The 9609-nt window shown below is 57.6% G+C and carries 13 protein-coding genes and 1 riboswitch; of the genes, 5 read left to right on the top strand and 8 right to left on the bottom strand.

What is annotated here, in order from left to right:
- The first annotated feature begins 1 nt into the window (after position 1).
- Positions 2–1108 carry an ABC transporter permease gene (locus IM284_RS14615; protein WP_047368139.1) on the top strand — a complete coding sequence of 369 codons (1107 nt, stop codon included), beginning with the start codon at positions 2–4 and terminating at the stop codon, positions 1106–1108.
- On the opposite strand, the gene IM284_RS14620 is transcribed toward IM284_RS14615, so the two are convergent.
- Positions 1070–1480, bottom strand: coding sequence for a YbhQ family protein (locus tag IM284_RS14620; protein WP_028012428.1), 411 nt, complete (start codon positions 1478–1480; stop codon positions 1070–1072). The genes IM284_RS14615 and IM284_RS14620 overlap by 39 nt on opposite strands.
- 133 nt (positions 1481–1613) lie before the next feature.
- Here IM284_RS14620 and IM284_RS14625 point away from each other — a divergent pair, with 133 nt between their 5' ends.
- The 3 genes from IM284_RS14625 to IM284_RS14635 are packed head-to-tail and all read left to right on the top strand — an operon-like array spanning position 1614 to position 4572.
- The gene (locus IM284_RS14625) at positions 1614–2375 is read left to right on the top strand and encodes an endonuclease/exonuclease/phosphatase family protein (protein ID WP_041910727.1); all 762 of its coding nucleotides are present in this window, start codon (positions 1614–1616) and stop codon (positions 2373–2375) included.
- A complete protein-coding gene (clsB, locus tag IM284_RS14630; RefSeq protein ID WP_045259955.1) occupies positions 2372–3610 on the top strand; it encodes a cardiolipin synthase ClsB in 1239 nt (412 codons plus the stop codon). Before IM284_RS14625 ends, clsB begins: the two co-directional genes overlap by 4 nt.
- Positions 3610–4572 carry a YbhN family protein gene (locus IM284_RS14635; RefSeq protein WP_028012425.1) on the top strand — a complete coding sequence of 321 codons (963 nt, stop codon included), beginning with the start codon at positions 3610–3612 and terminating at the stop codon, positions 4570–4572. Before clsB ends, IM284_RS14635 begins: the two co-directional genes overlap by 1 nt.
- A gap of 105 nt (positions 4573–4677) precedes the next feature.
- On the opposite strand, the gene IM284_RS14640 is transcribed toward IM284_RS14635, so the two are convergent.
- The 6 genes from IM284_RS14640 to moaA form a co-directional block, all read right to left on the bottom strand.
- Positions 4678–5385 carry a Bax inhibitor-1/YccA family protein gene (locus tag IM284_RS14640; protein ID WP_010428846.1) on the bottom strand — a complete coding sequence of 236 codons (708 nt, stop codon included), beginning with the start codon at positions 5383–5385 and terminating at the stop codon, positions 4678–4680.
- Positions 5386–5449: 64 nt separating this feature from the next.
- Entirely contained in the window at positions 5450–5902 is a 453-nt protein-coding gene (moaE, locus tag IM284_RS14645) for a molybdopterin synthase catalytic subunit MoaE (protein ID WP_028012424.1), read from the bottom strand.
- A gap of 1 nt (position 5903) precedes the next feature.
- Positions 5904–6149: a molybdopterin synthase sulfur carrier subunit gene (gene moaD, locus IM284_RS14650; protein ID WP_045259953.1), complete on the bottom strand. Its 246-nt coding sequence runs from the start codon at positions 6147–6149 to the stop codon at positions 5904–5906.
- Positions 6142–6627: a cyclic pyranopterin monophosphate synthase MoaC gene (gene moaC, locus IM284_RS14655; RefSeq protein WP_008501142.1), complete on the bottom strand. Its 486-nt coding sequence runs from the start codon at positions 6625–6627 to the stop codon at positions 6142–6144. The genes moaD and moaC overlap by 8 nt, the downstream gene beginning before the upstream one ends.
- Before the next feature lie 3 nt (positions 6628–6630).
- The gene (moaB, locus tag IM284_RS14660) at positions 6631–7143 is read right to left on the bottom strand and encodes a molybdenum cofactor biosynthesis protein B (RefSeq protein WP_028012422.1); all 513 of its coding nucleotides are present in this window, start codon (positions 7141–7143) and stop codon (positions 6631–6633) included.
- A gap of 24 nt (positions 7144–7167) precedes the next feature.
- Positions 7168–8157 (bottom strand): GTP 3',8-cyclase MoaA, encoded by a 990-nt coding sequence (gene moaA / locus IM284_RS14665; RefSeq protein ID WP_047368137.1) that lies wholly within the window; start codon positions 8155–8157, stop codon positions 7168–7170.
- Positions 8145–8278: riboswitch (molybdenum cofactor riboswitch) on the bottom strand. (Overlaps the previous gene by 13 nt.)
- A gap of 225 nt (positions 8279–8503) precedes the next feature.
- On the opposite strand from moaA, the gene yvcK reads away from it, so the two are divergent.
- Positions 8504–9412: a uridine diphosphate-N-acetylglucosamine-binding protein YvcK gene (gene yvcK / locus IM284_RS14670; RefSeq protein WP_028012420.1), complete on the top strand. Its 909-nt coding sequence runs from the start codon at positions 8504–8506 to the stop codon at positions 9410–9412.
- 121 nt (positions 9413–9533) lie between these two features.
- Here yvcK and IM284_RS23390 read toward each other — a convergent pair.
- Positions 9534–9609, bottom strand: a 76-nt coding sequence (locus IM284_RS23390; protein ID WP_226838791.1) for a hypothetical protein, incomplete at its 5' end; no start/stop codon positions are given.

The following is a 9609-nucleotide window of genomic DNA, read 5'->3' on the forward strand; positions in this document are numbered from 1 at the left end:
CATGTTTCACCGCTTATGGACATTGATCCGCAAAGAGCTGCAATCCCTGCTGCGCGAGCCGCAAACCCGCGCCATTCTGGTGCTGCCGGTGCTGCTTCAGGTTTTATTGTTCCCGTTTGCCGCCACCCTTGAGGTAACTAACGCCACCATTGCCATTTATAATGAAGACAACGGCAAACACGCCGTCGAGCTGACGCAGCGTTTTGCCCGGGCGAAGGCCTTTACCCACATCCTGCTGCTGAAAAGCCCGCAGGAGATCCAGCCCACTATCGACACGCAAAAAGCGCTGCTGCTGGTGCGTTTCCCGGCGGATTTCTCCCGCAATCTGGACACCTTCCAGACCGCGCCGATGCAGCTGATCCTCGACGGGCGCAACTCCAACAGCGCCCAGATAGCGGCCAACTACCTGCAGCAGATAGTGAAGGAGTATCAGCAGGAGCTGATGGAGGGCAAACCGAAGCCCAATAACAGCGAGCTGGTGGTGCGCAACTGGTACAACCCGAATCTGGACTACAAGTGGTTTGTGGTGCCGTCGCTGATCGCCATGATCACCACCATCGGGGTGATGATCGTGACCTCTCTGTCCGTGGCCCGCGAGCGCGAACAGGGCACGCTGGATCAGCTGCTGGTTTCCCCGCTCGCCACCTGGCAGATTTTCGTCGGCAAAGCGGTGCCGGCGCTGATCGTCGCCACCTTCCAGGCCACCATCGTGCTGGGAGTGGGAATTTGGGCCTACCAGATCCCGTTCGCCGGATCGCTGGCGCTGTTTTACTTCACGATGGTGATTTACGGGCTGTCGCTGGTGGGGTTTGGGCTGCTGATTTCAGCGCTCTGCTCCACGCAGCAGCAGGCGTTTATCGGGGTATTCGTCTTTATGATGCCGGCGATTCTGCTCTCCGGGTACGTGTCGCCCGTCGAGAATATGCCGGTGTGGCTGCAGGATTTAACGTGGATAAACCCGATTCGACACTTTACGGATATCACCAAGCAGATCTATCTGAAGGATGCGAGTCTGGATATTGTGTGGGGAAGTTTGTGGCCGCTACTGGTCATAGCGGCCACGACGGGGTCAGTGGCCTATGCGATGTTTAGACGCAACATTGCGTAGCTTTTTCTCTTTAGTGAGCAGCGACACTACCGCTGGCCCTGCAAGGATTGCCAGACCCGCGAGGGCCAGCAGCAGGTTGTTTTGCAGCACGCGTGACAGCAGCCACAGCACGATCATCGCGGCACCAAAGTACCAGGTGGTGGTGAGCTCTTCGAGCACATCACCCACCTCGCGCCAGCGCGCGTCATGGTGGCGCTGTAAGAACAGCATCGACAGTACGGTGACGCCATAGAGGACGCATAGCCCTAAGCCAACACGCACCAGCGTGCCGCTCATCAAGCCCATCACCAGTACGGCCACGACCAGTAAATGCAACATTATCTGCCAGCAACTCAAACCCGTTGCGACACGAACACGTTGTTGCCACTTCATGGCTTCTCTCCTGAAGGATTTTTCTCTGCTTAATCAGACTACCGCACTTTACGGAAAATTCCGTAACGCCGCATCTTTTTGTGACGCCGACTACACTTTATTTTCATCGGGATAGTCACCCAGGAAGGTGTTTATGAGCAAAAAAACGCAGCATTTCTCGCTTAAGGTGCTGACGATAAACATTCATAAGGGCTTCACAGCATTTAACCGCCGCTTCATTTTACCGGAGCTGCGCGACGCGGTACGCACCGTCAGCGCGGACATTGTCTGCCTGCAGGAGGTAATGGGCGCGCACGAGGTACACCCCATGCATTTCGAAAACTGGCCCGATACGCCGCACTATGAATTCCTGGCCGACACCATGTGGAGCGATTACGCTTACGGCCGCAACGCGGTCTATCCGGAAGGCCATCACGGTAATGCGGTGCTGTCGCGTTTTCCTATAGAACATTATGAGAACCGGGACGTTTCCGTCGGGGAGAGCGAAAAGCGCGGGCTGCTTTACTGCCGCATCACGCCGCCGGAACTTGACGTTCCGGTTCACGTGGGCTGCGTTCACCTCGGACTGCGTGAAGCCCACCGCCAGGCGCAGCTGCAGATGCTGGCGGACTGGACCAATGCGCTGCCGGAAGGCGAACCCGTGGTGGTCGCCGGGGATTTTAACGACTGGCGGCAGCGCGCCAACCATCCGCTGAAGGTCAAAGCGGGACTGGAGGAAATTTTCACCCGGGCCCATGGTCGTCCCGCACGGACGTTTCCGGTGCGCTTCCCCCTGCTGCGCCTGGACCGCATCTACGTGAAAAATGCGCATGCCAGCAGCCCGACGGCGCTGGCGTTACTGAACTGGCGACATCTTTCCGACCATGCCCCGCTGAGCGCGGAGATCCACTTATGAAATGCACATGGCAGGAAGGTAACCGTATTACGCTGCTGGAAAACGGCGATAACTTTTATCCGGCGGTCTTTGAGGCAATTAGCCACGCACAGCAGAAAGTCTACCTTGAAACGTTTATCTGGTTTGAAGACGACGTTGGCAGGCAGCTGCACAGCGTACTGCTGCATGCCGCCCGGCGCGGGATAAAAATCGAGGCCCTGCTCGATGGATATGGCTCGCCGGATCTTAGCGATGAATTTGTTAACGAGCTCACCGCCGCCGGCGTGGTGTTCCGCTACTACGATCCCGGTCCGCGTCTGTTCGGCATGCGCACCAACCTGTTCCGCCGCATGCACCGCAAAATCGTCGTAGTGGACGAAACGGTGGCGTTCGTGGGCGGCATTAACTACTCCGCCGAGCATATGTCGGATTACGGCCCGGAGGCCAAGCAGGACTACGCGATCCGCATTGAGGGACCGGTTGTTCAGGACATCCAGCTGTTCGTGCTGGAAAACTTGCCCGGTAAAGAGGCCGCTCGCCGCTGGTGGCGACGCCGTCATCGCCCGGAAGAGAACCGCAAGCCCGGCGAAGCGCAGGCGCTGTTTGTCTGGCGGGACAACGAGGAGCATCGGGACGATATTGAACGTCATTACCTGAAGATGCTGGCCAATGCGAAGCGCGAAGTGATTATCGCCAACGCCTATTTCTTCCCCGGCTACCGTATTCTGCACGCCATGCGCAACGCGGCCCGACGCGGCGTGAGCGTTAAACTGATTGTGCAGGGCGAGCCGGATATGCCGATTGTGAAGGTGGGCGCGCGCCTGCTCTACCGCTACCTGGTGAAAAGCGGCGTGCAGATATATGAATATCGCCGCCGCCCGCTGCACGGCAAAGTGGCCGTCATGGATGACCACTGGGCAACCGTCGGCTCCAGTAACCTCGATCCGCTGAGCCTGTCGCTGAACCTGGAAGCGAACCTGATCATCCACGACCGTCAGTTTAACCAGACCCTGCGGGATAACCTTCAGGGACTTATCCATAAGGACTGCGTACGGGTGGATGAGTCCATGGTGCCGAAACGGAGCTGGTGGAACGTTGGCATCGGCGTGGTGGTGTTCCACTTCCTGCGCCACTTCCCGGCGATGGTCGGCTGGCTGCCGGCGCATACGCCAAAGCTGGCGCAGGTTGATCCGCCGGTACAACCTGAAATGGAAACCCAGGACCGCGTTGAAGCGGAAGATGGAGGCAAACCCTGATGTCAAAATCTCATCCTCGCTGGCGGCTGGCGAAAAAAATCCTCACCTGGGTATTCTTTATTGCGGTCGCGGTACTGCTGGTGGTCTACGCGCAGAAAGTGGACTGGGAAGAGGTGTGGAAGGTCATCCGCAACTATAACCGGCTGGTGCTGCTGGGCGCCGTAGGGCTGGTTATCGTCAGCTACCTGATGTACGGCTGCTATGATCTGCTCGGTCGCGCCTACTGCGGCCACAAGCTGGCTAAACGTCAGGTGATGCTGGTGTCGTTTATCTGCTACGCCTTCAACCTGACGCTGAGCACCTGGGTGGGCGGCATCGGCATGCGCTATCGCCTGTACTCGCGTCTCGGATTACCGGGTGGCACCATCACCCGCATTTTCTCGCTGAGTATCACCACCAACTGGCTGGGGTACATTCTGCTGGGCGGGGTGATTTTCACCATCGGCGTGGTGCAGCTGCCCGCGCACTGGTATATCGACGAGGCCACGCTGCGCATTCTCGGCATCGTGCTGCTGCTGATCATCGCCGTGTATCTGTGGGCCTGCGCCTTTGCCAAACGCCGCCATATGACCATTAAAGGGCAGAAACTGGTACTGCCGTCGTGGAAGTTCGCGGTGCTGCAGATGGCGGTATCCAGCGCCAACTGGATGGCGATGGGGGCGATCATCTGGCTGTTGATTGGCGAGGACGTGAACTACTTCTTCGTGCTGGGCGTGCTGCTGGTGAGCAGTATCGCCGGGGTTATCGTGCATATTCCGGCGGGAATTGGGGTGCTGGAGGCGGTGTTTATCGCGCTGCTGGCCGGAGAACATGTTTCACAGGGGACGATTATTGCCGCCCTGCTCGCCTACCGCATGCTCTATTACTTCCTGCCGCTGGCGCTGGCAACGGTCTGTTATCTGGTGCTGGAGAGCCGGGCGAAAAAGTTACGGGCGAAAAATGAGAAGGCAATGGCGAAATAAAAGCAAAACGGCAACCTTGTTGCCGTTTTTAGTGTTTGTTCCCTCTCCCGTGGGAGAGGGTCAGGGTGAGGGCACCAGACCGCACCGCCACCCGGCAAAGCAACCTCAGCGACGGTTACCGAAAATCCGCAGCAGCATCAGGAACAGGTTGATGAAGTCCAGATAGAGCGTCAGCGCACCCAGAATCGAGTATTTGCGCAGGTTGGAACTGTCGCGCACGTCAATCTGCTCGCCGATGTTTTTCAGCTTCTGGGTGTCATAGGCCGTCAAGCCAACGAAGACCACCACCCCGATATAGGTCACGGCCCACATCAGCGCGTCGCTCTTGAGCCACAGGTTCACCAGCGATGCCAGCACAATCCCGATCAGCCCCATAAACAGCATATTACCTAAGCCGCTAAGGTCACGTTTGGTGGTGTAACCGTAAAGGCTCATCACGCCGAACATCCCGCCGGTCACCACGAAGGTGCTGGCGATGGAGGAGTAGGTGTAGACGATGAAAATGCTGGAGAGCGTCAAACCGGTCAGCGCCGAATAGAGCATAAACAGCGTGGTCGCCATTCCGGCACTGAGTTTCTGCACCAGGCCGGAAAGCACAAACACCAGCGCCAGCTGTGCGATAATCAGCCCAAAGAAGGTGATTTTGCTGGAGAAGATAAACATCATCAGCTCAGGTGTGTTCGCCGCATACCACGCGATAAACGCGGTAAGCAGCAGGCCGACCGTCATCCAGCCGTACACCTGCGCCATATACGTCTGCAGCCCGCTACGGGTCTGCTGTACTATTGAATCGGAACGCGGAAATCGGTCCATGATTCACTCCTGATTAAGGTTAAGAAGACACACACGTTAAGAGTAACACATCCACGTAAACCGACTACCAACGGCTGGCGGCCTGTTTATCGCTGTCGCGAGATTCTACCCAGCGATCGCCTTCCGGCGTGGCTTCGCGCTTCCAGAACGGCGCTTTGGTTTTGAGGTAATCCATAATGAACTCCCCTGCCGCAAAGGCGCTACCGCGGTGCGCGCTGGTCACGCCGACAAAGACAATCTCTTCGCCAGGCCACATCTCGCCGATGCGGTGGATCACCGTGACCCGCCCGAGCGGCCAGCGGCCTCGCGCTTCATCCACAATTGCCGCCAGCGATTTCTCCGTCATGCCCGGATAGTGCTCCAGCGTCAGCGCTTTTACGCTGTCACCGAGATTGTGGTTACGCACTTTACCGGTGAACGTAACGACCGCCCCGTCTTCATCGCGCTCCGCCAGCCAGTCATATTCTGTACCGACGTTAAAGCGCTCGGGACCGACCAGAATTCGGGTTTCAGCCATCTTAGCCCCCTGTGACCGGCGGAAAGAAGGCCACTTCATCCCCTTCAGTCAGCGGGTGGGTGAACTCCACCAGCGTCTGGTTAACGGCCGCCAGCAGCTTGCCTTCGTCGAGCGCCAGCGCCCAGCGGTCGCTTTGTGCCGCCAGGTGCGCGCGCAGGGCGGCGACATTTTCAAAAGAGGCATCCAGCGTCAGGCTGTCGGTATTGACCAGCTCACGCACCTGGGCGAAAAAGAGCACCTTAATCATGGCTGTCCACCTTAAAATCACCGGATTTGCCGCCGCTTTTCGCCAGCAGACGAACCGGGCCAATCACCATATCTTTCTGCACCGCTTTGCACATGTCGTAGATGGTCAGCGCGGCGACGGAGGCCGCCGTCAGGGCTTCCATCTCCACGCCGGTTTTGCCGGTTAAGCGGCAGAGGGACTCAATACGCACGCGGTTGTGCTCCGGCTGCGCCTGCAAATTCACTTCCACCTTGCTGAGCATCAGCGGATGACAGAGCGGGATGAGGTCCCAGGTCCGTTTTGCAGCCTGAATACCGGCGATGCGGGCGGTGGCAAAGACGTCGCCCTTATGGTGACTGCCGTCGATAATCATCGCCAGCGTCTCCGGCAGCATGGTGACGAATGCCTCAGCACGCGCCTCGCGCACCGTTTCGGCCTTGGCGGAGACATCCACCATATGCGCTTCGCCAGCGGCGTTAATGTGGGTCAGTTGTGACATAGTTTACTTCTTCAAATGGGGATGAAAATTACACGGACGGGTACGGGCATCCAGCTGCGGGGCAATAATATTTTCCCATGCGGTGCGGCAGGCTTTGGTCGAGCCCGGCATGGCGAAAATCAGCGTGTTGTTTGCCACGCCGGCCACCGCGCGCGACTGCAGCGTGGAGGTGCCAATCTCTTCAAAGGAGAGCATGCGGAACACTTCGCCGAAGCCTTCCACCTCGCGGTCAAACAGCGGGATCAGCGCCTCGGGGGCCTGATCGCCCGCGGTAAAGCCGGTGCCGCCGGTGATCAGCACCACCTGCACCTCAGCACTGGCGATCCACTGAGAGACCTGCGCGCGAATGGCGTAGCGGTTCTCTTTCACAATCGCTTTATCGACGATGGTATGCCCCGCGTCATGGGCCGCCTCACGCAGCCAGTGGCCGGAGGTATCATCCTCTTCTCCACGGCGGTCGGAAACGGTAAGAATAGCAATGCGTGTCGGGATAAATTCTGCGCTGACCTGACTCATCTTCTGGTTCCTTCTAAAGACTGATTACCCGCCGATGTAGGACAGGTTCTGAGTAATGCCGGTATTGCCCTGATGCAGGAAGTGGGTCTGCTTTTTGTGCGTCAGCGCTTCAGAAATGCGCGCTTCAAGCGCGGCCTGCTGCGCATCGTCTTCCAGCAGATCGCGAAGATCCACGCCACCGTCGCCAAACAGGCAGAGATGGAGTTTGCCGACGGAAGAGACGCGCAGGCGGTTACAGCTGGCGCAGAAATCTTTCTCATAGGGCATGATAAGCCCAATTTCGCCTTCGTAATCCGGGTGACAAAAGACCTGTGCCGGGCCGTCGCTGCGCTGGCGGATCTGGTGGATCCAGCCGCGTTTCAGCAGCTCGTCGCGCAACACCATGCCGGAAATATGGTGACGGCGGAACAGCTCGCTGCCCTCGCCCGTTTCCATCAGTTCGATAAAACGCAGTTGAATGGGACGGGATTTAATCCACGCCAGGAAGGTGTCGAGCTGATGATGGTTAACGTCGCGCATCAGCACCGTGTTGACTTTGACCTTTTCGAACCCGGCAGTAAACGCCGCATCGATGCCGTCCATCACCTGGCGGAACTTGTCCTGACCGGTAATGGCGTGAAACTGCCGGGCATCAAGGCTGTCCACGCTGACGTTGATCGCGGTTAAGCCAGCGTCGCGCCAGTTGGCCACGTCACGCGCCATGCGGTAACCGTTGGTGGTCACCGCGATCTGGCGGATGCGTTCGTTTTCGCGTACGGCGGCAATGATGTCGGGGAAATCGCGGCGCAGGGAGGGTTCGCCACCGGTCAGACGGACTTTTTCGGTACCGAGCTCAGAGAACGCACGCGTGACGCGGCGCACTTCATCCACGGAGAGAAAGCCATTATTGGTGACGCTGCCCGGCTTGTAGCCATCGGGCAGGCAGTAGGTGCAACGGAAGTTGCACACATCGGTAATCGACAGACGCAAGTAGTAAAACTTACGCGCGAAAGCATCAGTAAGTTGTGAAGCCATGTACACCTTTCCAGATCGGGAGGCACAGTCATTTCTTTCTGTACCCTGGTGGCAAATCCGCCACGGCCAGGGCGCCATATCATTCGACACAGGCGCCAGGGCTAGAGTGTATGTTTTCAGTTTTGAAAACGTGGTTATGGCGATAGTAGCGTGGAAATCGACACTCCGCCATTGTCGCTTTTCGCTATATAATTATGTATATAGCGATTCAGTCCTGCATTTTCGCTACAGAATACCTAAAAACCGCATTTTCGCATTGATATACGTCATTTTGCATTGGGTGAGGCATCGTCTTTTGGGGGTAGTTAGGTTACTGTTACGCGATCGAACGTGATAAGGAATACGTATGCGCAATCGCACTTTTGCGGATCTTGACCGAGTGGTCGCTCTTGGCGGAGGCCACGGCCTGGGCCGCGTCATGTCCTCTTTGTCTTCACTGGGCTCACGGCTGACAGGGATAGTGACAACCACCGACAACGGCGGCTCAACCGGGCGGATCAGGCGGGCTGAAGGCGGCATTGCATGGGGAGATATGCGCAACTGCCTGAACCAGTTAATTACCGAGCCGAGCGTCGCGTCGGCGATGTTTGAGTACCGTTTTGGCGGCAATGGCGAACTTTCCGGGCATAACCTCGGAAATCTGATGCTAAAGGCGCTGGATCACCTGAGCGTACGGCCTCTGGAAGCCATCAACTTAATCCGTAATCTGCTCAAGGTGGACGCATTCCTGATCCCCATGTCTGAACAACCGGTTGACTTGATGGCAATCGATGCCGAAGGGCATGAAGTCTACGGCGAGGTGAATATTGACCAGCTCCTCCTGCCGCCAACGGAGTTGATGACCTATCCGAGCGTGCCTGCCACGCGAGAAGCGGTAGAGGCCATTGGTGAAGCGGATCTTATCCTGATCGGTCCAGGCAGTTTTTATACCAGCCTGATGCCCATTCTGCTGGTAAAAGAGCTGGCGCAGGCGCTGCGTCGCACCCCTGCCCCGATGGTCTATATCGGTAACCTGGGCCGTGAGCTGAGCCCGGCAGCGGCGAGCCTGTCGCTGGCGGACAAGCTGGACCTGATGGAGCAGTACGTCGGTAAGAAAATTATCGACGGTGTCGTGGTTGGGCCAAAAGTGGATGTGACAGGGATTGGCGATCGCGTGGTGGTGCAGGAGCCGCTGGAAGCCAGCGATATTAAATATCGTCACGACCGCCACCTGCTGCGCGAGGCGCTGGAGAAAGCGATTCAGGCGTTGGGTTAGGTTCGCTTTGTGCGGCCTGATGCCCTCACCCCAGCCCTCTCCCACTGTACAGTCCGGGGACATGGTAGACAGGTGTTCGGGGACATGGTAGACAGGTGTTCGGGGACATGGTGAACACTTTTTAACATCCTTTACCCATGGTGATCGACTTTTTCTTCAGGTCGATCACCCCCACTTTATTGCTGTACGCAAACAAA

This window comes from Enterobacter cloacae complex sp. P12RS (assembly GCF_014895875.1).
GTDB classification, from domain to species: domain Bacteria; phylum Pseudomonadota; class Gammaproteobacteria; order Enterobacterales; family Enterobacteriaceae; genus Enterobacter; species Enterobacter bugandensis.